This window comes from Aurantiacibacter aquimixticola, assembly GCF_003605475.1.
Taxonomy (GTDB): domain Bacteria; phylum Pseudomonadota; class Alphaproteobacteria; order Sphingomonadales; family Sphingomonadaceae; genus Alteraurantiacibacter; species Alteraurantiacibacter aquimixticola_B.
Genome location: NZ_RAHX01000001.1, coordinates 976,747 through 1,001,195 on the forward strand (window position 1 = coordinate 976,747; position 24,449 = coordinate 1,001,195).

A 24,449-nucleotide genomic window follows, 5' to 3' on the forward strand; every position below is an offset into this window, starting at 1 on the left:
CGATTGCCAACACGGGTAGGCCACAGGCGATTTCTTCGTGCCCAACCATCACTCCTCCCCCATCCGCAGCGCAGCAATAAACGCCTCCTGCGGAATGCTCACATTGCCATACTCTCTCATCCTGGCCTTCCCCTTCTTCTGCTTGTCCAGCAACTTCTTCTTGCGCGAGATATCGCCGCCATAGCATTTGGCGGTCACGTCCTTGCGCAAGGCGGCGATCGTCTCGCGGGCGATGATCTTGCCACCGATCGCGGCCTGGACGGGGATCTTGAAGAGGTGGCGGGGGATGAGGTCTTTCAGGCGTTCGCACATGCCGCGGCCGCGTTCTTCGGCCACGCTGCGGTGGACTATCAGCGATAGCGCGTCGACGGCTTCCGCGTTCACCAGGATGTTCATCTTCACGAGGTCGCCTTCGCGAAGGCCGATCTGCTCGTAGTCGAAACTGGCATAGCCGCGGCTGATCGATTTCAGACGGTCATAGAAGTCGAAGACCACCTCGTTCAGCGGCAGTTCGTAGGTCACCTGCGCCCGGCCGCCGACATAGGTGAGGTTCGTCTGCACGCCGCGCCGGTCCTGGCACAGTTTCAGGATCGCGCCGAGATATTCGTCGGGCGTGTAGATCGTCGCCTTGATCCACGGTTCCTCGATCATCTCGATGCGGTTCACGTCCGGCCAGTCGGCAGGGTTGTGGATGTCGCGCGTTTCCGCGTCCTCGTTCTTCGTATGGGCAAGGTGGACGCGGTACACCACGCTGGGCGCGGTGGTGATGAGGTCGAGATCGTATTCGCGGCTCAAGCGCTCCTGGATGATTTCCAGGTGCAGCAGGCCGAGGAAACCGGCACGAAAGCCGAAGCCCAATGCGGCGCTGCTCTCCATCTCGTAGCTGAAGCTCGCATCGTTCAGGCGCAGCTTGCCGATGCTTTCGCGCAGCTTCTCGAAATCGGCGGCGTCCACCGGGAAGAGGCCGCAGAACACCACGGGCTGCACTTCCTTGTAGCCCTTCAGTGGCGTGTCCGCCCCGCCCTTCACCGTGGTGATGGTGTCACCCACGCGGGCTTGCTCCACTTCCTTGATCTGCGCGGTGATGAAGCCGATTTCGCCGGGGCCGATCTCCGGCAGGTCCATGCGCTTGGGGCCGAAACAGCCGACCCGGTCCACCAGGTGCTGCGTGCCGCCCTGCATGAAGCGCACGTCGAGGCCCTTTTTCAGGACGCCGTCGATCACGCGCACCAGGATGACGACGCCGAGATAGGGGTCGTACCAGCTGTCGACGAGCATGGCTTTCAGCGGCGCGTCGCGATCGCCCTTGGGGGGCGGGATCTTGGCAACGACGGCTTCGAGCACGTCCTCGATCCCGATGCCGGACTTCGCGCTGGTGAGCACCGCTTCGCTGGCGTCGAGGCCGATGACCTCCTCGATCTCCGCGCGGACCTGTTCGGGCTCTGCCGCGGGCAGATCGATCTTGTTGATGACGGGGACGATCTCGTGATCATGCTCGATCGACTGGTAGACATTGGCGAGCGTCTGCGCCTCCACGCCCTGCGCGGCGTCAACGATCAGCAGCGCGCCCTCGCAGGCGGCAAGGGAGCGGGAAACCTCGTAGGCGAAGTCGACATGGCCAGGCGTATCCATGAGGTTGAGCTCGTAGGTTTCGCCATCCTTCGCGGTGTAGTTCAGGCGCACGGTCTGCGCCTTGATGGTGATGCCGCGCTCCTTCTCGATGTCCATGTTATCAAGGACTTGCTCGGACATCTCGCGCTCTGTCAAGCCGCCGGTATGCTGGATCAGCCGATCGGCAAGCGTCGACTTGCCATGATCGATATGGGCGATGATCGAAAAATTTCGGATCTTGGAAAGGTCAGTCATTTGGAAAGCGCCATTAGCCCGGCGTTTCCCAAATGTCAGTATGTCTTGTGGGCCATGCAAGGCAGCCGTCAGGAAAGCGTCGCGCTGCCAAAGAAAACGCCGAAAGCGCGGCACCAGATGACGACTGAATTGGCGCCAGACAGGTCGACGTCAGCCGGAAGGCGATAGATCTGTTCGCCACTGCTTGATTTCAGCCGGCCAAGATCGACGTAATCGCGACCGCGCACAGCATGTGCGTTGCGCGGATTGCTGGCATCGCTCAGCCAGACGCGCAGGTCCGGCCCGCCGCGCACGCGGAAATCATCGTGAAGCTTGATACCGAAGCCGCCGCCGCGAAGGCGAATTACCTCAGCGGTGCCGCTGGCCGGATGGCTGCTGTCTGCGCCGCGGAAAGAGCCACGGTCCGTGAGTTCCGCCGCGGCGGCTATATCGGGAAATGCAACGGCGCCCATTCCGGCGGTCGCTGTGACTGCAAGAGCCAAGGGAGCGAAAATGCGGGTAACTGTGTTCATCGTGATCATCCTTTCGTCACCGCCAATGCGATGCTGTGACGACTTTCGATGGAGCGGGATAATACGTTACCCGCGATATGCCGATGGCGGTGATCGCATCAATCGATCATCACCCTGCGCGCAGGGATCCCGACGAAATGTCCACCTGCATGAAGCGCGGCGAAGAGGACGGAGCGTTTGCCGTCTGCGGAGGAGCATAATGGCCCGCTGGAAGGGCTCGCAGCGGCATGCCCGCTGCGGCGAGCATGTAGGGCGAGACGCGGTGGCGCGTGCACAGCCCGCCAGCTCCGTCGCTCACCAGCAGCACTTCGAAGGACAGTCCCTGAGTGGCGTCCTGCGAACGGCGAACCGTCCCGACCACCAATTGCCCTTCCCCTAAATCGAGGACGAGCTGCGTACCGACCGGCACGTCCAGCAGCCCTTCTATACGCGCCCCGCTTCGGGAAAGATCTCGCAACATCGCCGTGTAGTGATGATCTTCATGAATCACACCGACGCGGCGATAGAGCGTGCGCCGTTCAGAACGATGTTTCGCCGGACCTGCCGGCTCGTATTTGAGCTCGCCCGAACGAAGTTTTTCCATGACGGTGTCATGCGGCACGGCGCGAGAGAATATGAACCCCTGAACGTACTCGGCGTTCAGATCGGCAATTACGGACAACTCGTCCAGCGCCTCTACACCCTCCGCCGTCGTCGTCATCTTCATCGCCCTTGCGAGGCTGACGATAGCGGTGATGATCGCCGCGTTGGAATCGTCCTTATCGGTGCATCCGCGCACGAAGCTCTGGTCGATCTTGATCTTGTCGAAGGGCGCACGGCGGAGATAGGACAGCGACGAGTAGCCTGTGCCAAAATCGTCGAGCGCCAGTTTGACGCCGATCTTCCGCAATTTCTTGAACATCTCGTCCGTTGCCGAGGCATCTCCCATAAAGACGCTTTCGGTTATTTCCAATTCCAGCCGCTCGGCGGGAAGGTTGGCTGCGACAAGCGCATTCTCCACAACGGTCGGCAAAGCCTCACCGGCAAACTGCTGAGCAGAAACATTTACCGAAACGGTCAATTCCTCGGGCCACTCGGCCGCGTCGCGGCAGGCCCGCCGCAGCGCCCATTCGCCCAAGGCATCGATAAGATCGCTGTCCTCCGCAATCGGAATGAAGACGCCGGGGCTGATCGAGCCATGCTCGGCGTGGTTCCAGCGCATCAATGCTTCGAAGCCCTTCACCAGGTGCGTCTTCGCATCGACGGCAGGCTGGTAATGCATTTCCAACTCTTCGCGCGCCAGGGCATCGCGCAAGTCTTCCTCGATCTCGCGGCGGTCCTCGGCCGACTCTTTCAGGTCGTTGGAATAAAAACGGAATTGACCGCGCCCGCCGCCCTTGGCAGCGTAAAGCGCGAGGTCTGTCGCCTTTACCAATTCGTCCGGCTCGATCCCGTCATATGGGGCAATCGCGATGCCGATGGAGGTACCGATAATCGCGCGGCTGCCCTCTATCGAATAGGGCTGCGAAATCATCTGGATGATGCGGCTCGCCAATTCGCCCAGGCGACCACGGTCATCGAGATCGGGAATGATGATCTGGAATTCGTCACCGCCAAGTCGGCCGACTTCCGCATCGTCGGGCACGATACGCTCGAGCCGCTGGGAAACCTGTCGCAGCAATTCGTCGCCTGCCGGATGGCCGAGCGTGTCGTTCACCTGCTTGAACCTGTCGAGATCGAGCATCAACAGTGCGCAGGACCGCTTCTCCGCCTTGTAGGCCGTCAGAATAGCGGTCAGCCTCCGGCCCATGCGATGTCGGTTCGCGAGGCCGGTTAGGGAATCGTATTCAGCTGCCTTCGACGAATCGCGCTGATGCTGGTAAGACTTCGTGATGTCCTTCGCGATGCCGCGATAGCCGATGAAATCGCCGCTTTTGTCGAAATGCGGCTTGCCGTTGAGAGCGAGCCACATTTCGTCCGCCTCAGAATTTTCATCCTGCGGAATCAACCGGACCGGGAATTCGCTGAACATCGTGCGTGCGCTCAGTAAAAAGGTAAGCGGACGACCTCTCCTCTCACCTTCACCGCCCGCGTCGGTCTCGACAATCTGGGCCAACGGCCTGCCGACAGCGCTTTCCGCACCGCCAAGCAATGCGATTCCTTTTGGAGAAAGATAGGTAAGCACGCCCTTGGCATCGGTCGCCCAGAACCAGCCGCTTCCCGACTGTTCGAAAGCGTTGAACATCGCCAGCCGGTCGGCGTCGCTGAACACCTTGGCAGCGGCCTTCTCTGCATCGCGCACGTCTTCGTCGCCGGGTTGGCTGCCCATCGATCTGAAGATGCCACGAACACCCAAATTCACGCCTTTCCGGGGCCTTGGGCCGCACGATTGCGCAGCCATTTCCAAAACCGGTGTTAACGATAGCGGCGCACCGCTTACCAAAGCGCTAAATTTTGCGGCGAGAAGAGCATTTTCTAACCGTATCGGCCGCGTTCGATAGGGTCTTTAGATGGCGCCTGATTGAGCAGCGGACCGCGTGGCGCATTGCCGCAACCGCATTATTCGTTAATCTGCACAAATCATCGCCGGGAGGGGACAATCATGCGCCACATCGCCATCGTTGGATCGGGGCCGGCGGGATATTACTTCGCAGAGGCCGCGCAGAAGACATTCGGCGAGGATGTCCGTGTCGACGTGTTCGATATCATGCCGGTCCCGTACGGCCTCATCCGCACCGGCGTTGCGCCTGATCACCAGTCGATCAAGGGTGTGTCGCGTCGCTATGAGAAAACGGCGCTTACCGAAAATGTCCGCTTCGTCGGCAATATCGCCATCGGCCGGGACGTGAAAATCGAAGAATTGCAAGAGCTGTACGACGCGGTTGTGCTGGCGACGGGCGCGCCGAAGGATCGCAGCCTGGCCATGCCGGGAGAGGATCTGGACAATGTTTTCGGCAGCGCGGCGTTCGTCGGCTGGTATAACGGTCACCCGGAATTTGCCGATCTTCAGCCAGACCTTTCCGGCGATACGGCCGTGGTGGTCGGCATGGGAAATGTCGCGCTCGATGTAGCGCGCATTCTCGCAAAGACGCCGGACGAATTCGAAGGCAGCGATATCGTCGCTCACGCCTATGACGCGCTGCATGAAAGCCGGATCGAGCGGATCGTGATCCTGGGGCGCCGCGGGCCACACCAGATCATGATGACACCGAAGGAACTTGGCGAGCTTGGGCAGCTCGAACGCGCTGCGCCGCATGTCGATGCAGACGACCTGCCGGATGTGGGTGAGGATGCCATGCTGGAGCCGGGCTTGCGCAAATCCGTCACCCTGCTTCGCGACTTCGCAGCCACACCGGAACACATTCGCGCGGAAAAGCGCATCGCGATCGAATTCGCCTTCTTCTCTCAGCCCAAGGCATTGCTGGGTGAAGGCAAGGTCTCGCATATCGAGATCGAGAAGACCCAGCTTGTAAAAGGCCGCGCGCAGCCAACCGGTGAGACCGAGACATTGCCCGCAAGCCTGGTCGTAACCTGCATCGGCTATCGCACTGCCCCCATCCCCGGCGTACCGTTCGATGAGCGCGCCGGCCGCTTCGCCAATGACGAAGGGCGGATTATGCCGGGCCTCTATTGCGTAGGCTGGGCGCGGCGCGGCCCTTCGGGCACGATCGGCACAAACAAGCCCGACGGCGTCGGCATGATCGCGAAGATCGCCGAGGACATCGAGAACGGCGCGCTGGGCCGCGCCGGCAAAAAAGGCCGCGCAGGCTTCGATGCATTGGCCAAGGCCAACGGCCTCGACGTGGTCACCTTCCAGGACTGGAAGAAAATCGAGGAAGCCGAAGCGGCTGCGGCGCGCGAAGGCTCCCCGCGCGAGAAATTCGTCGATGTGGAAGCGATGATAAAGGCGCTCGGCTGAGCGCGGTTGTCGGCCGTCAGACTCGCATCGGCATGAGGACGTAGAGCGCCGGGCTGTTCTCGTCCTCGCGGATCAGGGTCGGCGCACCGGCATCGGCGAAATGCAATTCAACGGTGTCCTTGCCGAGCTGCTGCAGGATATCCTTCAGATAGCTTGCGTTGAAACCGATTTCGAGCGCGTCGGAACCGTATTGCGAGCTCACTTCCTCGACCGCATTGCCGTTGTCCGGACTGGTGACAGTGAGCGTCACCTTGTCGTTTTCCAGACCCATCTTCACCGCGCGGGTCTTCTCGGTGGCAATCGTCGCCACACGGTCCACACCTGCAAACAGGCTCTTCGGGTCGACCTTGAGCAGCTTGTCGTTTCCGGTCGGGATCACCCGGCTGTAATCGGGGAAGGTGCCGTCGATCAGCTTGCTGGTGAGGACGACGCCGCCCTCCCCGCCAAGCGTGAAACGGATCTTGGACGGGCTGAGATCGATCTGGACGTTGCCTTCCATCGCCTCTTCGAGAAGCTTGCGAAGCTCCACCACGGCCTTGCGAGGCACGATGACGTCAGGCATGCCTTGCGCGCCGTCGGGGCGTGACAGAGTGAAGCGGGCCAGGCGGTGACCGTCGGTAGCAGCCGCCTTCAACACGCCGCCATCCTCATCCGCGACATGCAGGAAAATGCCGTTGAGATAATAGCGCGTTTCTTCGGTGCTGATGGCGAAGCGCGTGCGGTCGATCAGCTCGGCCAGCGTCTTGGCGGGCAGCTCAAAGCTGGTAGGCAGATCGCCTTCCACGATAACCGGAAAATCGTCCCGCGGCAGGGTCGGCAGCGAGAAGCGGCTGCGCCCGGCCTTGATCGTCATACGGTTGTCGCCCGTTTCCAGGCTTACCTGGCTGCCATCAGGCAGCTTGCGAGCGATATCAAACAGCAGGTGCGCGGACACCGTGATCGAGCCCTCGCTATCGACCGAGTGCGCCTGGAGGTTGTCGACCACCTGCAGATCAAGATCGGTCGCCATGATGCGCACGTGACTGTTCCCTTCGGCCTCGATCAGGACGTTGGAAAGGATGGGGATCGTGTTGCGCCGTTCCACCACGGACTGGACGTGGGACAGGCTGCGAAGCAGTTCCGCGCGTTCGATGGTGACTTTCATGGCCGATCAATTCCCTTGTCGCTTCATCCGATCAAGGCCGGATGTCCGTATTCAGTCCAAATACCCTTAGCGGAGGCGTAAACACGGGCAAGCGACGTGAGCGCTTCGGCGGGATTCGTTGGGGAAAACTAGCTGAACATGGCCATGCCGCCATTCACGTGGATGGTCTGGCCGGTGACGTAGCCCGCTTCCTTGCTGGCGAGGAAGGCAACCGCCGCGCCGATATCGTCGCCCTCGCCCATCCGGCCCATCGGGATGCGGGCGTTGATCGCGTCCTTCTGCTTGTCGTCCAGCGCTTCCGTCATCGCGGAGCGGATGAAGCCGGGCGCTACGCAGTTGACCGTGATGCCACGGCTGGCGACTTCCTGGGCCAGGCTCTTGGACATGCCGACCAGGCCTGCCTTTGCGGCGGTATAGTTCATCTGCCCCGGATTGCCGGTGGTGCCGACGACGCTGGTGATGTTGATCATCCGCCCGAAGCGCGCCTTCATCATCGGGCGCACGCTTGCACGCATCAGGCGGAAAGACGCTTCGAGATTGATGCGGATGACATCGTCCCATTCCTCGTCCTTCATCCGCATGGCGAGGTTGTCTCGCGTGATGCCCGCATTGTTGACGAGGATGTCGATGCCGCCGAGCGTATCGACGGCGGCAGGGACAAGCTCTTCGACCTGAGTGGTGTCGGAGAGATTGCAGGTAATCTCGACATGGTCGCCGCCCACCTCCTCCATCAATTGCTCGCGAAAGGCGCGCAGCTTGCCCCCGTTGGAGCCGGACAGCGCCAGGCGCGCGCCCTGCCGTGCCAGCGCGTAAGCGATCGACGAACCGATTCCGCCGCTTGCCCCGGTGACGAGGGCATTCATTCCTTCGAGTGAAAACATGGCTTCGCGCTTTCCCTGACAGCTTTCGTTTGCCGCCTGTTGCGCGCGTGGGGCCGCCCGGTCAATCCTCGCGGCTCGCCCTCCGCACAGGCGGGTTGAAGCGCGCGCGGCGCACTTCGCGGATGCCGCCGTTCACCATCTCGCCTTCCACGATTTCGTAACCCATGAGCGCAAAGATGCGGTCACGAAGGAAGATCGGGCGCGCATTGCCGTACCAATCGACGCAGGACGCGATGCAATTGTCGTCAACGCCCGATTTCTCGCGCGAGACGAGCTGTCCGGCAGGCGCGAACTCTCTTTCGTCGCGGCGCAGGAAGAAAATCGCCGCGGCATTGCCGAGAAACTCTCCGCCGGTGCCGTGACGCACGCGACTGACAGGCAGGCCGAGCGTGCCCGAAAGCCCGCCGGGCGATCCCGGGTCCGGTCGATAGAAGAACGCCTGGCTGCGCTGCTCGCCCTCGCTTGCCCTCGGAAGCAGGTAAACGTCCTCCACCCGCGCGCTCTGGCCGAGTGACACAGAGGAGAAGCCCAGCGCATTGTCGCGCGCCGGACCGATGGCAACTGCGTCCGCCCCCATGATGTCGAAGCGTGTCACGCCGTGTTCGAGATCGAGGCGCTGCGCCGGTCGGCCATCGACAGGCGCGGCATACATGAAGCTCGCTTCGTCCTCATTGCCGTAGCTGGCAGCAGCGTAAAGCAGGTAATCGCCGACAAACCGGTTGTGGAAGCGCCAGCCATCGACGGAGGGCAGTTCACGCAAGGCGCGTCGGGGGAGGTGCTCCGATCCATCGGTAAACGCGCCGAGCGGGACCGTCAGCAGCCCGACATCGCCGCTTGAAAACTCGCTCCCCCACATGCCTGCGCCGCGATCGTCGCCACGCAGGACGACGCGCAGGACATTGTCCTGTCGATCCTCTGTGAAAGAGAACTGGTCGATCGGCGAGCCGTTGACCGGCACTGCTCCGGGCCGCGATCCGTCGAGCGGCATGCGATAGAGCTGCCCGTCATTGTCCTCATCGCTGTAATCCAGCGCTCCCGCCCACAGATACACGGCTTGCGGGCTGACATAGAACACACGGCTCCAGCTGCCGAGGACGGCCGTAGCGTCGCAATCGAGCTCTCGCACGGAGAGATCGCAGCGCGTGACCGCATGCGCAACCGGAAGCACATGCTTGCCTCTGCGGGCACGTTCGGTGACGTAGATATCGTTCGGATCCACCAGGTCGACGACTTCGCCATCGGGGCCGCCGCGCCTCAGCGCCGGCATGGTCGAGCGCCAGTTGCTCCAGTTGAGATAGACCGGCGCATAGAAGATCAGCTCGTCGCCGATCATGCGGCTGGCGTAATTGCTCGATGAGTAATAATCGCCGGAGCGCAGATAATGCGTGTCTCGATATGTGAGGCTGCCATCGCGCCCCAGCCGGAAGCGATTGATTTCGGTGCCGAAATCACCGTAGCTATAACCGACCACGATGACCTGGTCGCCACGCACCAGCATCTCGTCATACCAGGTATCGCCAGGACTCTCCGCATCGGGCGGGAAGGCGTTGGCGGCATCGATCGGCTCGAGCGAACTGTCGCCATGGCGGACGGTAAAGATGCGCCCGCGCCGCAGGATGACGAGATACTCGCCCGCATCCTTCACGATGGCGCCTTCGTCCACGCCAGCTTCCTGCGTATTGGTGATCTGCTCGGGTGCAGACGCATCAGCGGAGACTTCCATCGCCATCGCGGCGGGTGGCGGAGCAGGGGCAGGAGGAGCTGCGCTTTCGGCCATCGCGCCAGTCACCACGATCGTGCCGTCACCGCGTTCGCGCCCTTCGCGCTGCAAGCCCTGCATACGGCGGGCGAATACCTCGAAGCTCTCGCTGTCGTCGAAATTGTAGAGCCCCACCTCGCTGCGCGGCCTACTGATAGAGTTCTGCGCTTCCGCGACGGCGCAGGAAACGAGCGCCGACGAAATCAGACCTACGGCAAGCAGACGTGCGATCGACATTGACGGTCCCCCAAAACTTCGATGTTATACTATCACATTGATCGGTCCGGGTAGCTGAATGCGCGATGTACAGCTTGTGTCAGAGCTCTTTCGCCAGCGCCTCGATATCGTCCATGCCGACTACGCTGGTGACGGTCGCATCGGGCGCGATCTTTCTCACCATCGGGCCGAGGACCTTGCCGCCAAGCTCGACGAAATGCGTGATCCCCGCCTCGTGCATCGCCAGCACGCTCTCGCGCCAGCGCACGCGGCCGGTGATCTGCTCGACCAGAAGGCGTTGCTCTTCCGCCGGATCGGTGACGGCGGCGGCGGTGACATTGGCGTAGACGGGAAGGCGGAAGGCAGCAGGCGGTGTATCCGCCAGCGCACCCTGCATTCGCTGCGCGGCGGGTTTCATCAGCGAGCAGTGGAACGGTGCGGAAACCGGCAGCTTGATCGCGCGCTTGCAGCCGTGATCCTTCGCCATTGCCACCGCCCGGTCGATCGCCTCTGCGTGGCCGGAGAGCACGACCTGACCGGGATCGTTGTCATTGGCGACTTCGCAGACCTGCCCCTCCGCAGCGACCTCGGCGAGCGCCTGCGCCTTGTCGAGATGCGCACCGAGCAGCGCGCACATTGCACCCTCTCCGATAGGCACGGCATCCTGCATGGCGATGCCGCGGATGCGCAGCAATTTGGCCGTGTCGGTCAGCCTGAACGCGCCAACAGCCGCCAATGCCGAATACTCGCCCAGGGAATGGCCCGCGACCGCCTCGCCCTTCTCCGCAAGCGACACGCCGCCCGACTCCAGCACGCGCGCCACCGCAATGGCATTCGCCATGATTGCGGGCTGGGCATTGGCTGTCATGATCAGCTCACTTTCGGGGCCGGAAGCCATCAGCTTGAATAGCTTCTGCTTCAGCGCCTCGTCCACCTCCTCGAACACTTCGCGTGCCGCGCTGCTGGCATCGGCGAGCTCCGTGCCCATGCCCACCTTCTGGCTGCCCTGTCCGGGGAATATGAATGCGATCATTGGGTCGTCCTTGATTTTGTCGTGCCGAAAGGCACCAGCGCGTTGGCGGCATCGTGGCCGATATCGGCCCGGCCGAGATAGGAAATACCGGTTTTCTCGCACCAATAACGCGCGATGCCTTGCGCATCGGTGCCGAAAGGCCGGTCGTTTTCCGGCACGGCAGAGATCCGGCCCAGCCGTATACCCGCCGCACCCCGGATATGCTGCGTGACATGGAAGAACAACCTATCCACCGCGTAGAGATGCTCTGCCACCTCCTCCACCAGCACCACGTGGTCTTCGAGGTCCGGCATCAGGTCGGTGCCCACCAGCATGGCAAGCGTCATCAGATTAAACGCCACGTGGGGCCTGTCATCGAGACCTTCTTCCAGTGGCACGTCATGCCCGGCGAAATAGCGAAGCACCCGCCGGATCGCGTCCTCTCCCCCATCGCGCTTGATGTCTCCCACGAGCGGACCATGAACCTGCCGACCACACTTCCGGCGGTAAAGCGCGCCGAGCAGCGTGCCGGCATCGGAGTATCCGAGATACGCCTTGCCCAGCGCCGGATCGCCGAGCCGCTCCATTGCCTCGCCCGCGATACGGCACGCACCGTAGCCGCCCATGCCGAACCAGATCGCATCGATCTGTGGGTCATTCGCCATCTCGACAAAGGCGTCGCGCCGCGTGGCTTCGTCCCCGGCGAAATGGCCGGCCTGCTCGAAACACTGCGGATGAAAGACAAGATCGACATGCGGAAATTCCGCCGCCGCCAGCGCCTCGACGCGCTCAGCACGTTCGCGGCGCAGCGGCTTTCCCGGGCAGACGATGGCGATGCGTGTCATGGTGGTTGTCGATAGCATCCACTTCACAAAGCGCCACAGGCCGCATAATCGCATCCCCATGAATAAGCGCGCCCAGACTATCGCCCACCCCTATTTCTTCTGCGGCATCGGCGGATCGGGCATGTTGCCGCTCGCGCAGATCCTGAAAGGCATGGGCGCCGAAGTCGCGGGGTCGGACCGCAGTTTCGACCAGGGCCGCACGCCCGAGAAATTCGCCGCGCTGGAGCGGCAGGGGTTCGGGCTGTTCCCGCAGGACGGCAGCGGCATTACCTCTGGCGAGCAGGTGTTCGTCGCCAGCGCCGCCATCGAGGATACCGTGCCTGAAGTGGCAAAGGCCAAGGAACTGGGCTGCGAACGCCTGACCCGCGCCGAATTGCTCGCCCGCCTGTTTAACGCCGCACCGCAGAGCATCGCCGTGGGCGGCACCAGCGGCAAGTCGACCACCACCGCCATGCTCGGCTGGATAATGCAGGCGACCGGCCGCAAGCCCACCATTATGAACGGCGCGGTGATGAAAAACTTCGTCAGCGAAGAACGCCCTTTCGCCAGCGCCGTGGTCGGTAATGGTGGAACGTTCGTCAGCGAAGTGGATGAGAGCGACGGCTCGATCGCACTCTACCGTCCGACCGTCGCGCTGCTGCTGAATGTGAGCCTCGACCACAAGAGCATGGAGGAATTGCGAGAATTGTTCGGCAATTTCCTCGCCCGCGCGGATCGCGGCGTGGTGAATGCCGACGACACCGAAGCTTTCCGCCTTGTCGCGCAGGCGAAGGAGCCGCTGACCTTTGGCATAGACAATGGCTGCGCCGCGCTCGGCATCAAGGATGGCAGCGTAGCGGATGGGCCGACGAAACAGGCGGCGCTCGTCACCGATGCGCGCGACGGCAGCGAGCATCCCCTGCGCCTCGCCATGCCGGGGCGGCACAATCTCTCCAACGCGCTGGCCGCCATCGCCGCCGCCAATGCCGCTGGCGTGCCGGTGCCCGATGCGGTGGCCGCGCTGGCGAATTTCAAGGGTCTTTCGCGCCGCTTCGACGTGGTCGGCACCAGCGAAAGCGGCGTCACAGTGATCGACGATTTCGGCCACAATCCGGAAAAGGCCCGCGCTACGCTTCGCACGCTGAAACAGCATGAAGGCCGCGTGATGGCCTTCTTCCAGCCTCACGGCTACGGCCCACTTCGCCAGATGGGCGAAGAGTTGGCCGAGACTTTCGCTCAGGAACTTGGCCGCGAGGATATCGTGCTTCTCTGCGACCCGGTTTATTTCGGCGGCACGGTCGATCGCAGCGAAGGCAGCGAACGGATTATCGACCTCATCGCCAAGGCCGCCGGATCGGATGGCCCAAGAGCGCTCCACATCAACTCTCGCGAAGGCTGCGGCGATTTCATGATCGAGAATGCCAAGGCGGGAGATCGCATCGCTGTCATGGGCGCACGCGACGATACGCTGACCGAGTTCGCGGAAAACCTCTTGGCGCGGCTGTGACCACCTATACCAAAGCCTGGTTAGTGTGCTTGGTTTGGATCGGCTTCTTTGCCGTGCTCCTCATAGGTATTGGCATCGAGGTTCTGACCGGTGCGTCGATGCCGATGGCACTTGTCTTTGGTGCGGTGGGATATTTTGCGATGATCATCATCGCTCAAAGTTTTCCGAAATGCGCGGGTTGTGGCGAACCCGTCAATATGCCGCACGACGATGGTGAAGTGACACATCAGGGCATGGCCCTGATCCGACCTGCTAGACCGAAGCGCGAATGTGGCTATTGCGGTGCAGACCTAAAGGAACCTCGATAAGACTAAGCCTTTTGCAACGTTTGTAAGCCATTGTCCCTGTCACGAAGGAGGACGTGGCACGTGCAGAAGAATTATCGTGAAGGCGGGGTCGGCCTGTTCGATGCTGCGCCCGGCACGTATCTCGTCTCCGCCTATTTCGACGATAATCAGGTCGAGATCATCTACAGCAACGTCCTGGGCTGGCAGGTGGGCAAGGATCGCCGCCTGACGCCGCTCTGCCTCGACGTGCGGGCCACGCAGGAAGACCCGTGGTTCGTCATCCATCCCGATGGACGGATCGAAAGCTCGGACGGGCGAAGCTGGCCGAGCAAGGATGCATGGATCGCGCACAGGCGGCGTTCCCTGCGAGCTGCCGCCTAATCACTCCCGGATAACACAAGGATTAGTGGGCAGCTGCCTCGCCATGATCCTCGGTGTGGCCGAGGCCGAGCACATTGTGCAGCACGAACACTATCACCGCGCCCACGACCAGGCCCAGCACCGCCGATAGCGAAGCGAAGGTCAGCCAGCCCAGCACGCCGCTCAGCCCACCAGAGATCGTTTCCACCCAGTGCTGCGCGGAATGGATGGCCTGCTCGGGCAGCAGGAAGCCCAGCTCATGCGTGCCGTGGATGAGAATTCCGCCGCCGACCCAGAGCATCGCGACCGTGCCGATCAGGGAGAGCATCGTCAGCAATTTGGGCATCGCATTGACGAGCGCGGTGCCGAACCGACGGCCGCCTTCGGTCCGCCCCTCGCGCGCCAGATGCAGGCCGACATCGTCCATCTTCACGATCAGCGCCACCGCACCGTAAACCACCACCGTCACCGCAATCCCCACGATCGCGAGCACGCCCGCGCGCGTCAGCAGGCTTTCGGTGGCGACTTCGCTCAGCGTGATGGCCATGATCTCCGCGGAGAGGATGAGATCGGTGCGGATGGCGCCCGCCACCCGTTTCTTCTCGAACTCCACGGGATCCTCGATCGGGCTTTCGAGATTCTTGCCGTGTTTCTTGCCGCCCAGCTTTTCCAGCACCTTTTCCGCGCCTTCATAGCAAAGAAATGCGCCGCCCAGCATCAGGATGGGAATGATCAGCCAGGGCAGGAACTCGCTCAGCAACAGCGCGGCGGGCAGCAGGATCACCAGTTTGTTGAAGAAACTGCCCCGCGCGATGCTCCAGATGATCGGCAGTTCGCGTGCCGGTTCCAGACCGGTGACGTAGCTTGGTGTCACCGCCGCATCGTCGATCACCACGCCCGCCGTCTTGCTGCCCGCACGACCGGCGGCGGCGGCGATATCGTCCACGCTGGCCGATGCCGCGCGCGCGATGATGGAAACGTCGTCGAGAAGGGCGGCTAGGCCGGATGGCATGGTGGTCTCCCTGTTTGTAGGTCAACCGCCCCCTGCCCCGCCCGTTCCGCTATCGCAAGGCCTGCACTGTCCTACAGGCGGAATGGCGGGATAAGCCTGCTTCATCCCGCTTCGGGAGCGGATGACAATAACCAGCCAAACTTCTGCGTGCGACGGGTGAAATAGGAAAGGTTACAGGGGTGATGCGCGAATACCCTCTTAAAGCTCTGAATTATGGTAGCTTTCAAGCACGCTCGGCGGTTCACAAAAATGCGCATCCGTGTAACACCCCCACCCGCTTCTGTCTTGCATTGCGCCCCGATCCCGCTATGTGCGCCCCTTCCGCAGCGAACGGCTCTTATCGCCCCGCCGCGGAGATTCGAAGAAAGCCGGAGGGGCCGCCTGCGATCCGCGCGGGATGTGTCAGCGATCGGCATTGGAAAAGGAAGCGCGACATGGCTCTCTACGAGCATGTTTTTCTCGCGCGTCAGGATCTGAGCCAGTCTCAGGTCGACGCGCTCGCTGCCAGCGCCACGGAAATCGTGGAGAACAATGGCGGCAAGGTCGTGAAGACCGAAACCTGGGGCCTCAAGTCCCTCGCATACAAGATCGACCGCAATCGCAAGGCGCATTTCGTCATGCTCAACATCGACGGGCCCGGCTCGCTGGTGTCCGAGCTCGAGCGCCAGAACCGCATCAACGAAGACGTGATCCGCTGGCTCACCATCGCCGTGGAAGAGCATGAAGACGGCCCGTCCGCCATGATGCGCAAGAGCGATCGCGACAAGAAGCGCCGCTCCGACCGGGAGGACCGTAACTGATGGCACGCCCGTTCTACCGCCGCCGCAAGTCCTGTCCGTTCTCCGGCAAGGACGCCCCCGCGATCGACTACAAGGACACGCGCCTGCTGCAGGGCTTCATGTCCGAACGTGGCAAGATCGTGCCGAGCCGCATCACGGCCGTTTCCGCCAAGAAGCAGCGTGAGCTGGCCAAGGCCATCAAGCGCGCCCGTCACCTGGGCCTGCTGCCCTACATCGTGAAGTAAGAGGAGCGAGACACATGGATATCATCCTCCTCGAACGCGTCGGCGGCCTGGGTGCCATCGGCGACGTGGTCACCGTGAAGGACGGCTACGCCCGCAACTTCCTGCTGCCGCAGAAGAAGGCTCTTCGCGCCAATGAGGCGAACAAGAAGGTCTTCGAAGCGAACCGTGAGAAGCTGGAAGCCGAAAACGCCGAAAAGCGCACCGAAGCCGAAAAGTTCGGCGAAAAGGTCGATGGCACCGAGATCGTCCTGATCCGCGCCGCGTCCAATGCCGGCCAGCTTTACGGCTCCGTCAATGTCCGCGACGTCGCGATCGCCCTTGCCGACAAGGGCCATGACATTGACAAGAAGCAGGTCATCATGGGTGCGCCGATCAAGACGATCGGCATGTTCGACGTGACCGTGCAGCTTCACCCCGAAGTCGAAGTCACGGTGAAGGCCAATGTGGCCCGCTCCGACGACGAAGCCGAATTGCAGAGCCAGGGCATCGACATCCTTGCGCAAGCTGCCGAAGAAGAAGCTGCCGAACGCGCAGCCGCCGGCGGATTCCAGGAAGGGCTGGACCCGAACCGCGAGCTCGGCGACTTGCCCCCGGTCGATGAAGACGGCAACCCGATCGAAGCACCGGCAGACGGCGAAGAAGCCAGCGAAATGCAGGCCGAAGCGACTGCCGGAGAGGGCGACGAGAACGCCTGAGGCGTTTCGCGCTCAGCGAATTGAAGGAGGGCGCTGCCAGCAATGGCGGCGCCCTTTTTCGTAGCGATCAATCGATAACCGCCAGGCCGTCGTCTCCCGGTCCTGTCGGCAAACGACGCAAGACTTCTCCGCTGGCGAAGTCGACCTCGGCAATCGTGTCGGTCGCGGTTTCAGCGGCGTAGAGGCGCGTGCCGTCCTCGCTGAAAACCAGCGTCACCTGCGCGACCTCGCTGCTGCCGGACACGGGGATGGTTCGCTCGACGGTATCGGTGCTGGTGTCGATCACCGTCAGATCGCCGCTGCCGTAATTGGAGCTTACCACGTAGTCACCACCCGGGTGCATGGCGAGGCGGATGGGAACCTTGCCGGTTGGCACCTCTGCTCGCACCTCCAGTGTGTCCGGATCAAGACGATAGGCGACATTATCTCGATTGGAGGAAACCCATAGCTGAGAGCCATCGGGCGACAGCGCGCGGCCTCGATCTGGGGGCCTATCGCCTCACGCGCGGCAACGCTGCGGGCCTCCAGATCGTAGCGCACCACCTCGCCGGTCGGGATGATAGTGCCCCATGCCAAATTGCGTGATTGGTCTTCGGCGATCAGGTGCGGTCCGGGAACGCCTTCCCCGATCTCCTGCGAACGTCCGCGCGGTGGCCAGTGCATGTAAAGCGATCCACGCCCCTCCGCGCCCGCCAATATTAGTCCATCGTCCCTCCACAATGCGGAGTGAACCCGCGCGCCCTCACCCAGCTCTATCTCGCCGATCCGACGCAGATCCTGGGTGCCGAAAATCTCGAGCGTCCGGCCCGAATAGCACGCGACAAGGACCATCTCTTCGTCTGGCGACACGTCGAGTTCGTGCGGGTTCTCGCAAGTTTCTGCCCGATGCGTTTCATCGCCATTGGCGAGATCGATCCGCGAAAGGCTCGCCCCGCGCTTGTTGGCAACGAACATCGTGCCTTCGCTGCCATGCTGTTTCATCACGGGGCCAGCGATTTCGGCGGTTGGTGTGCAGGCGCCAACCGCAAATACGGCCAATCCGAGCGGGATCGATAAACGCATGTGGGCCTCCCGACAGCAGCGCTGCCAGTCTGGCGCAATGCTAATCCGAAAGAAAGCGCGCGATCGCTTCGCTGAGCGCGGGCTTCATGACACAACTCATGTGCGTACCGGGGATCGTTTCCACCCGCGCATCGGGCAGCGCATCGGCGAGCCGTTGTGGCGAGCCATTGTCGCGGTCCTCATCGCCGATCAGCACCAGCGTCGGCATGGCGATCTGCGCGAGCTCGGCGGTGTCGATATCGTCGACGCCCTTGGTCAGCAGCAGCCGCGCGGCGACCGGGTCGATCCCCTGCGTTTTCATGAAGCTCTTGGCGATGAAACGTGGATCGCCGTGTTTGATCTCATCGAAATGGTCGATCATGTCGACGAAGAAGGCGACGCGCTTTTCCCAATTGGTGAGGCCCTCCAGCCCCATCCCGGTCAGCACCAGTTTGCGCGGGGCGAGTCCCGCCAGCACCGCGCTCACCGCCGTGCGGGAGCCGAGCGAGAAGCCGACGAGGTCGTAATCAGTGAGCCCAAGCGCCTCGACTACGGCAAACGCATCCTTGACCAGCACACCGGAGGGAAAGGCATCCGGATCGGTCGGCGCATCGCTTTCGCCATGCACGCGCCAGTCGGGTATGATCGCCTCGAAACCCGCATCGGCGAGGACCTGCGCGTGGCCGAACTTGATCCAGTTGACCTCGGCGCTGGAAAACAGGCCGTGGAGCAGCAGGACGGGCCGGCCCTCACCCAGCCGGTGGACCGCCATGCGCGTGCCGTCGAAGCTTTCGATGAACTCGGTGGTCGGTCTGCTCACCGGAAGATGCAGTTCTCGCCCGCCCAGAGCGCCTCTACGGTCGCATCTTCACCCTCGCCCGAGAACAGACCGGAAATCAGCGCGCCTTCGGAGCCGATGGTGAACTCTTCGCCCAGAGTGCTGCCTTCGACCATCTCTACACCGGAATCGGCGATCATCGCCGCGCGATCGAGATCGGGCACGTAGGGCGCGGTGGCGTAATAGCCGACGAACTGGTCGTCGCTGAACGCTGCGGTGAGCCCGTCATATTGCGTGGTAGCGAGTGCGCAATCGTCGCCACCTGCGGTGGAGCCGGTCGCTTCGCCCAGCACATTACCCAGCGTCGCCTCGGTAGCGACTCGCTGCGAGCCGAAGGGCACGGCCAGCTGCTCGAACCCGCTCTGCGGCGGGACGACGATGCCGGTCGCCTGCAGATCGAGCGTAGCGTTCTCGGCAGGCTCAGCGGTGGCAGCTTCCTCGACGGGCGCTTCGGCCTCCTCGGCCTCGGGCGCGCACGCGGCGAGCAGGACAAGCGGTGTGGCGACGGCGGCAAAGATACGCATGGGCTTCATCCCTTCTGCAAATGGCGGCGACCCAGAAGTTCGGCGATCTGGACTGCATTCAGGGCCGCACCCTTACGCAAATTGTCCGAAACGCACCACAGCGTGAGGCCGTTATCGACCGTCGGATCTTCGCGCACGCGGCTGATATAGGTCGCACCGTCGCCGGCGCTTTCGACGGGCGTCACGTATCCGCCGTCCTCGCGCTTATCGACGAGCATGATACCTGGTGCCTCGCGAAGGATATCCTGTGCTTCGCTCGCGGAAATCTCGTTCTCGAACTCGATATTGATCGCCTCGGCATGGCCGACGAAGACCGGCACGCGCACGCAGGTGGCGTTGAGCTTAATCTTCGGGTCGAGGATTTTCTTGGTCTCGACCACCATCTTCCACTCTTCCTTGGTAGAGCCGTCATCCATGAACACGTCGATATGCGGGATCACGTTGAAAGCGATCTGCTTGGTGAATTTGGCCGGCTCCACCGGATCGCCGACGAAGATGGCGCGGCTCTGCTCGAACAGCTCGTCCATGCCCTGTTTTCCGGCGCCGGAGACGGACTGGTAAGTGCTCACCACCACGCGCTTGATCTTTGCAGCATCGTGGAGCGGCTTCAATGCCACCACCAGTTGCGCGGTGGAGCAGTTGGGGTTGGCGATGATGTTTTTCTTCGCGTAGCCGTCGATCGCATCCGGGTTCACTTCGGGCACGATCAGCGGGACGTCCGGGTCCATTCTGTAAAGCGAGGAATTGTCGATGACGACGCAGCCAGCCTTCGCGGCCTTGGGCGCGTAGGTCTTCGCGGCATCGCTACCGCAGGCAAACAGCGCGATGTCCCAGCCGGCAAAATCGAAATGCTCGAGATTCTTGCATTTCACCGTCTTGCCGCTGTCGCCAATATCGACTTCGGTGCCGGTGGAGCGGCCCGAGGCGACGGCCGCCACCTCGTCCATCGGAAATTCGCGCTCTGCCAGGATGGCGAGCATTTCGCGCCCGACATTCCCCGTCGCCCCGACAACAGCCACCCGGTAACCCATTCGCACACACTCCATCAACGCGTCGCGCGTTGCCTAGCGGCCCTGTTCGCAGGCGCAACAGAAAAGGGCGGCCCTCCCGCGTGGGAGCGCCGCCCTTCTGTTGTCTCTTGCAGAAGAGCCGCCTTACTTGGCGACGTTCTCCCGGCGCTCGGCGATGCGAGCGCTCTTGCCGGTGCGGCCGCGCAGATAATACAGCTTGGCGCGACGCACCACACCGCGGCGGACCACGGTAATGCTGTCGACGATCGGCGAGTAGAGCGGGAATACGCGTTCCACGCCTTCGCCGAAGCTGATCTTGCGCACGGTGAAGTTGCTGCCCATGCCGCGATTGGAGCGGGCGATGACAACGCCTTCGAAATTCTGGACACGTTCGCGGTTGCCCTCTTTCACTTTCACGCCGACGCGAACGGTATCGCCTGCGCGGAATTCGGGAATGTCTTTCCCGAGGGCTTCGATGGCTTCCGCCTCGATGGTCTGGATCAGGTTCATGGCCTGGTTATTCCTGTTCATCTCGCTGCACGCCAGAGGCAGGCTGGACCGGATCGCCACCGTGGCGGTCCCATAAATCCGGCCTGCGTAACCGAGTATCGTCTTCCGCGCGGGCTTTCCTCCACGCGGCGATTTTCGCATGATCCCCTGATCGCAGCACTTCGGGGATCGTGCGCCCTTCCCATTCCTGAGGTCGGGTATATTGCGGGTATTCGAGCAAACCGTCCTCGAACGATTCCTCGGTCCCGCTTGAAGCCGCGCCCATTACCCCCGGAAGCAGGCGAATGCAAGCGTCGAGTATGGCGAGCGCCGCAGGTTCTCCGCCCGAGAGGACCACGTCGGCAAGCGAGACCTGCTCGATCTCCGGCCGCGCTTCGAACAGGCGCTCGTCAAAGCCCTCGAACCGGCCGCACAGCAGGATGATGCCGGGTCCGCTGGCGATCTCGCGAATGCGCTCCTGCGTTATCGGCTTCCCGCGCGGCGTCATGGCGAGGATCGGCGTTTTCGGCTGGCGCGCAATGGCATGATCGACCGCAGCACCAAGCACATCGGCCTTGAGCACCATCCCTGCCCCGCCGCCTGCAGGCGTATCATCGACGGTACGGTGCTTGTCGGTGGCGAAATCGCGGATCTGGATCGTATCGCACGACCACTTCTGCTCCTCCAGCGCCCGCCCCGCGAGCGAAATGCGCAACGGCCCGGGAAACATCTCGGGGTAGAGCGTGAGGATGGTGGCGGCGAAGGTCATTGGAAGGTCTTCGGATCGATCGGTTCGCGACGTCTGCTCATCCACGCAATCGCTAACACACTCGCAAAGCACACAAAAATGCCGGGAAGTAATTGATACACGAACCGACGCAGCCCGATGATCTCAAGCATCTTCTCACTGAAGATGAAAATCGGAGCGATGAACTCGTGTGTAAGTCCTGAAGCAAACAGAGCAAAGACTGTGGCTAGAAACGCTGTAACGATAGGCCAGCGGTGTAGGTTTAATCGCCGCATGCCCCAAACAAAAAACAATGCAAACGGAACAAAGACTAGCCCGTCAAGCGCAGATGCCAAAACGTCAACCCACCATTGTGACTGATCGCTGGTCGAAAACTCGGTCGCCGGAGCCCCATTGGCTGCAGCCGCAAATAGCTCCAGACCAGTCACTGCCATCGCACACCATCCTTCGCCCGCGTATCGACATTCAGCTCGAACACATCGGGCCGCGAGTAATGGCCGTCGGTGTCGAGGCTTGCGAGGCCCTCGTCGCGCAGTGACAGGTCGAGCTCGGCGAACAGCGTTTCCTCGCTCTCGCCCGCCTGCGCGATGACGCTCGCGTCGGGTGCGGCGATCAGTGAGCCGCCGCGGTTGATCACGTCTGCCTCAATGCTTTCGATCAGCTCGCGGCCCTCGGCGCTGCCACCCGCGCGCTCCAGCCCGTCGAACACTTGGTCCTTCGTCTGCACCAGCCCCGCCGCCAGCACGAAGCAGCGGCCTTCCATCGCGTAGTGGCGGCTGGCGATTGCGTAGCTTTCGCGCACGGTCGGCCATGCGGCAACGTGGACGCTTTCGCCGAGATTGTGCGTCGCCGCGCGGGCAAGCGGCATCCAGTGCTCCCAGCAGATCAAGCTACCGACATTGCCCCATTCGGCCTGGTGCACGCCGAGCGTCGAGCCATCGCCGCGCATCCACACCAGCCGTTCGCCATGGGTGGGCACCAGCTTGCGGTGATCGAGCACCGGAAGGCCGGGGCGGAAGGTCATCTGGTTGTTGTAGAGGCTCGAACGCACCCGCTCATGCGCGCCAACCGAAATCACCGCGCCGCTCTCGTCGCACAGCTCCTGCAAGGGCAGCAGCCGCTCGTCACCCGGCACCACCGCCTGCTCCATGAGGATGCGATGCAGCGCCTTGCTGCCCGGATGGCCCCACAGCGCCGCTCCCGGAGCCTCGTCCAGCCACAGCGGATAGCCGCCGAGAAACGTCTCGCCGAACGCGACCACGCGCGCCCCGCCCTCCACGGCCTCGCGCGCCAGCCGCACGGCTTTCTCGATCCCGTCTGAAATGGCGAGCGGCACAGGCGCGGCCTGACAGATGGCGACGTTGATGCTTTTCATGTCAGCGCGCCTAGACCGCTTCGGTCATCCGCCGCAACCGCCGCAGCCGCCACCGCAGCCGCTGCCTCCGTCGCCGCCCCCGTCGCCGCCCCCGCCGCCATCGCCACCCCCCGTTTGCTGGCGCATCGCGTGCAATTCGGAATAGGGCGTGCCGACCAGCACGGCCGTGCCGAAGAGTCCTACGGCGAGCCCCGCTTCGCTTGCCCGCGGGGCGATGCGCAGACGCTCGGCGCTGCTCTTCGCAGAGTGCAGAGCTTTGTCACCGGCCTCGGTGCGCGGATTAAACCTCGCCCAGCGGATGATCGCGAGCACCACCGTCAGCACCAGCAGCATGGTGAGGAAGCCGGTCGGCTCACCCTCGGCCACGCCAGCTTGTCTGCGAAACAGTCCGATAAGAAGCAGGGCACCGAAGGGGGCGAGGGAGAGGCTGCGCAGCCTCGTTCGCTCGTCGGACGTCATCAGGAGGTGCCGCTCGACCAGCCAGCGCTCTGCGGCATCGGCGTGGGCGGCGAGCGCGCTCACGGCATCCTTCCAACCCATGCCCTCGGCGCTGCGTATCAAGGCGCGTTCGGCCTCAGTTTCACCCTCAGCATTGACGCCGCGCTCAAGCTTTCGATCGATAACCGCGAGATCGCCGCGGGCGAAGAGACTGGCGAGCACGGCATCGGTGAACCGCTTCGGCCCACCGCCAAGCATGGCGAGAACTTCTGCGTCTTCGGGCCGCGTGTCGCTGCCTTCGGGTCGCAACCTGTTTTCAATGAAGACGCTTGCGAGCACCGCCGCGACCAGCAGGGCGACGTAGAACACGAGGAAATCCGCGCCTGAATAGGACGAAAAGCCAATCTGCATCAAGAAATTCTCCCCACCAGGAACGCCGTCAGCAACGCCGAGGCGATGGCCCATCCGGCAACCGTCGCCCAATGTCGCGAAAGGACGATAACGTCATTCGAATTCACTCGAAAGGCGCGCGGATCCACGCCGAAGCGGCGCGATGCAGGCGGCCAGATATCGGCCGGCGGCGCTTCCTCGAACGCGGCTTCATAGGAGGCGAGGGTCTGCGCATATTGCTCGTAATAGCGGCTCCATTCGGCATCGCCGCCTGCGGTTGGGCCGTGATGCAGCGGCGCGCCCAAGACAGCTGGGCAGAAGCGCTCCCAGTAATCACGGCTATATGTGAGGTGCAGATGCCAGGCCTGGTCGACCGCGTCGGACGGTGTGACCTCGTGACCGACCGTCACGGCAAGAAAGCAGAAGCGCTTGTATTCGCGAATGACCCGGCGTGCGAAGTGCGGCGACCAGCGGTTTTCGCGCGCAAGTCGATTGGCGAATGTCAGCGAGGCGGTGTCCGGGCCAATCTGGTAGGCGGCCAGAGCAGCCCGCAAGTCGTTCTCCATCGTGTCCGCGCGCATGGCCATGCAAGCACGGCT

Annotated in this window: 27 protein-coding genes; 8 read left to right on the forward strand and 19 right to left on the reverse strand. The window is 62.7% G+C overall.

Annotated features, from left to right (window positions below; all coding sequences use genetic code 11):
* Positions 1 to 48 precede the first annotated feature (48 nt).
* From lepA to D6201_RS04905, 3 genes are all read right to left on the reverse strand, one after another.
* A complete protein-coding gene (lepA, locus tag D6201_RS04895; protein ID WP_120047798.1) occupies positions 49 to 1,866 on the reverse strand; it encodes a translation elongation factor 4 in 1,818 nt (605 codons plus the stop codon).
* Between the two features lie 68 nt (positions 1,867 to 1,934).
* Positions 1,935 to 2,378 carry a DM13 domain-containing protein gene (locus D6201_RS04900; protein WP_165853498.1) on the reverse strand — a complete coding sequence of 148 codons (444 nt, stop codon included), beginning with the start codon at positions 2,376 to 2,378 and terminating at the stop codon, positions 1,935 to 1,937.
* 109 nt (positions 2,379 to 2,487) lie between these two features.
* Positions 2,488 to 4,686: an EAL domain-containing protein gene (locus D6201_RS04905; RefSeq protein ID WP_120047800.1), complete on the reverse strand. Its 2,199-nt coding sequence runs from the start codon at positions 4,684 to 4,686 to the stop codon at positions 2,488 to 2,490.
* A 273-nt stretch (positions 4,687 to 4,959) separates the two neighbouring features.
* Here D6201_RS04905 and D6201_RS04910 point away from each other — a divergent pair, with 273 nt between their 5' ends.
* Positions 4,960 to 6,276: an FAD-dependent oxidoreductase gene (locus tag D6201_RS04910; RefSeq protein WP_120047801.1), complete on the forward strand. Its 1,317-nt coding sequence runs from the start codon at positions 4,960 to 4,962 to the stop codon at positions 6,274 to 6,276.
* Between the two features lie 16 nt (positions 6,277 to 6,292).
* Here the strand turns inward: D6201_RS04910 and dnaN are convergent, their stop codons facing one another.
* From dnaN to D6201_RS04935, 5 genes are all read right to left on the reverse strand, one after another.
* On the reverse strand, positions 6,293 to 7,420 hold the full coding sequence (gene dnaN / locus D6201_RS04915; protein ID WP_120047802.1) for a DNA polymerase III subunit beta: 1,128 nt from the start codon (positions 7,418 to 7,420) through the stop codon (positions 6,293 to 6,295).
* 128 nt (positions 7,421 to 7,548) lie between these two features.
* A complete protein-coding gene (fabG, locus tag D6201_RS04920) occupies positions 7,549 to 8,301 on the reverse strand; it encodes a 3-oxoacyl-[acyl-carrier-protein] reductase (protein WP_120047803.1) in 753 nt (250 codons plus the stop codon).
* Positions 8,302 to 8,362: 61 nt separating this feature from the next.
* Positions 8,363 to 10,297 carry a beta-propeller domain-containing protein gene (locus D6201_RS04925; protein ID WP_120047804.1) on the reverse strand — a complete coding sequence of 645 codons (1,935 nt, stop codon included), beginning with the start codon at positions 10,295 to 10,297 and terminating at the stop codon, positions 8,363 to 8,365.
* Between the two features lie 79 nt (positions 10,298 to 10,376).
* Positions 10,377 to 11,309 carry an ACP S-malonyltransferase gene (gene fabD / locus D6201_RS04930; RefSeq protein WP_120047805.1) on the reverse strand — a complete coding sequence of 311 codons (933 nt, stop codon included), beginning with the start codon at positions 11,307 to 11,309 and terminating at the stop codon, positions 10,377 to 10,379.
* On the reverse strand, positions 11,306 to 12,133 hold the full coding sequence (locus D6201_RS04935) for an LD-carboxypeptidase (protein ID WP_120047806.1): 828 nt from the start codon (positions 12,131 to 12,133) through the stop codon (positions 11,306 to 11,308). Before D6201_RS04935 ends, fabD begins: the two co-directional genes overlap by 4 nt.
* A gap of 58 nt (positions 12,134 to 12,191) precedes the next feature.
* Between D6201_RS04935 and D6201_RS04940 the strand changes: the two genes are divergently transcribed.
* Genes D6201_RS04940 through D6201_RS04950 form a run of 3 tightly spaced genes read left to right on the forward strand, consistent with a single transcriptional unit; the run spans position 12,192 to position 14,287 of the window.
* Positions 12,192 to 13,619 (forward strand): glutamate ligase domain-containing protein, encoded by a 1,428-nt coding sequence (locus tag D6201_RS04940; RefSeq protein ID WP_120049208.1) that lies wholly within the window; start codon positions 12,192 to 12,194, stop codon positions 13,617 to 13,619.
* A complete protein-coding gene (locus D6201_RS04945) occupies positions 13,616 to 13,927 on the forward strand; it encodes a hypothetical protein (RefSeq protein WP_120047807.1) in 312 nt (103 codons plus the stop codon). The genes D6201_RS04940 and D6201_RS04945 overlap by 4 nt, the downstream gene beginning before the upstream one ends.
* 60 nt (positions 13,928 to 13,987) lie before the next feature.
* Positions 13,988 to 14,287 (forward strand): hypothetical protein, encoded by a 300-nt coding sequence (locus D6201_RS04950; RefSeq protein ID WP_120047808.1) that lies wholly within the window; start codon positions 13,988 to 13,990, stop codon positions 14,285 to 14,287.
* A gap of 22 nt (positions 14,288 to 14,309) precedes the next feature.
* Here D6201_RS04950 and D6201_RS04955 read toward each other — a convergent pair whose 3' ends face one another.
* Positions 14,310 to 15,278 (reverse strand): DUF808 domain-containing protein, encoded by a 969-nt coding sequence (locus D6201_RS04955; protein ID WP_120047809.1) that lies wholly within the window; start codon positions 15,276 to 15,278, stop codon positions 14,310 to 14,312.
* 434 nt (positions 15,279 to 15,712) lie between these two features.
* Between D6201_RS04955 and rpsF the strand changes: the two genes are divergently transcribed.
* From rpsF to rplI, 3 genes are read left to right on the forward strand one after another with little or no spacing between them, the layout of a single operon-like run.
* A complete protein-coding gene (rpsF, locus tag D6201_RS04960) occupies positions 15,713 to 16,078 on the forward strand; it encodes a 30S ribosomal protein S6 (protein ID WP_120049209.1) in 366 nt (121 codons plus the stop codon).
* On the forward strand, positions 16,078 to 16,302 hold the full coding sequence (gene rpsR, locus D6201_RS04965; RefSeq protein WP_120047810.1) for a 30S ribosomal protein S18: 225 nt from the start codon (positions 16,078 to 16,080) through the stop codon (positions 16,300 to 16,302). The genes rpsF and rpsR overlap by 1 nt, the downstream gene beginning before the upstream one ends.
* A 14-nt stretch (positions 16,303 to 16,316) precedes the next feature.
* Entirely contained in the window at positions 16,317 to 16,997 is a 681-nt protein-coding gene (gene rplI, locus D6201_RS04970; protein WP_120047811.1) for a 50S ribosomal protein L9, read from the forward strand.
* Between the two features lie 67 nt (positions 16,998 to 17,064).
* Here rplI and D6201_RS04975 read toward each other — a convergent pair whose 3' ends face one another.
* Positions 17,065 to 17,466, reverse strand: a complete 402-nt coding sequence (locus D6201_RS04975; protein ID WP_120047812.1) for a YncE family protein — start codon at positions 17,464 to 17,466, stop codon at positions 17,065 to 17,067.
* Positions 17,467 to 17,723: 257 nt separating this feature from the next.
* Between D6201_RS04975 and D6201_RS04980 the strand changes: the two genes are divergently transcribed.
* Positions 17,724 to 18,053 carry a hypothetical protein gene (locus D6201_RS04980; RefSeq protein ID WP_120047813.1) on the forward strand — a complete coding sequence of 110 codons (330 nt, stop codon included), beginning with the start codon at positions 17,724 to 17,726 and terminating at the stop codon, positions 18,051 to 18,053.
* 46 nt (positions 18,054 to 18,099) lie between these two features.
* On the opposite strand, the gene D6201_RS04985 is transcribed toward D6201_RS04980, so the two are convergent.
* The 9 genes from D6201_RS04985 to D6201_RS05025 form a co-directional block, all read right to left on the reverse strand.
* Positions 18,100 to 18,858, reverse strand: a complete 759-nt coding sequence (locus D6201_RS04985) for an alpha/beta fold hydrolase (RefSeq protein WP_242447428.1) — start codon at positions 18,856 to 18,858, stop codon at positions 18,100 to 18,102.
* Complete coding sequence (locus D6201_RS04990; RefSeq protein WP_133303946.1) at positions 18,855 to 19,400, reverse strand: hypothetical protein; 546 nt, start codon at positions 19,398 to 19,400, stop codon at positions 18,855 to 18,857. The genes D6201_RS04985 and D6201_RS04990 overlap by 4 nt, the downstream gene beginning before the upstream one ends.
* A 5-nt stretch (positions 19,401 to 19,405) precedes the next feature.
* Entirely contained in the window at positions 19,406 to 20,431 is a 1,026-nt protein-coding gene (locus D6201_RS04995; protein ID WP_120047815.1) for an aspartate-semialdehyde dehydrogenase, read from the reverse strand.
* Positions 20,432 to 20,554: 123 nt separating this feature from the next.
* Entirely contained in the window at positions 20,555 to 20,920 is a 366-nt protein-coding gene (gene rplS, locus D6201_RS05000; RefSeq protein WP_120047816.1) for a 50S ribosomal protein L19, read from the reverse strand.
* Between the two features lie 7 nt (positions 20,921 to 20,927).
* On the reverse strand, positions 20,928 to 21,668 hold the full coding sequence (gene trmD / locus D6201_RS05005) for a tRNA (guanosine(37)-N1)-methyltransferase TrmD (RefSeq protein WP_120047817.1): 741 nt from the start codon (positions 21,666 to 21,668) through the stop codon (positions 20,928 to 20,930).
* Positions 21,665 to 22,081, reverse strand: a complete 417-nt coding sequence (locus tag D6201_RS05010; RefSeq protein ID WP_120047818.1) for a hypothetical protein — start codon at positions 22,079 to 22,081, stop codon at positions 21,665 to 21,667. Before D6201_RS05010 ends, trmD begins: the two co-directional genes overlap by 4 nt.
* Complete coding sequence (locus tag D6201_RS05015) at positions 22,072 to 23,022, reverse strand: carbon-nitrogen hydrolase family protein (RefSeq protein WP_120047819.1); 951 nt, start codon at positions 23,020 to 23,022, stop codon at positions 22,072 to 22,074. The genes D6201_RS05010 and D6201_RS05015 overlap by 10 nt, the downstream gene beginning before the upstream one ends.
* A 24-nt stretch (positions 23,023 to 23,046) precedes the next feature.
* On the reverse strand, positions 23,047 to 23,871 hold the full coding sequence (locus D6201_RS13010; protein WP_193725690.1) for a TIGR04222 domain-containing membrane protein: 825 nt from the start codon (positions 23,869 to 23,871) through the stop codon (positions 23,047 to 23,049).
* Positions 23,871 to 24,437, reverse strand: a complete 567-nt coding sequence (locus tag D6201_RS05025; protein WP_242447429.1) for a glycine-rich domain-containing protein — start codon at positions 24,435 to 24,437, stop codon at positions 23,871 to 23,873. Before D6201_RS05025 ends, D6201_RS13010 begins: the two co-directional genes overlap by 1 nt.
* Between the last annotated feature and the right edge of the window lie 12 nt (positions 24,438 to 24,449).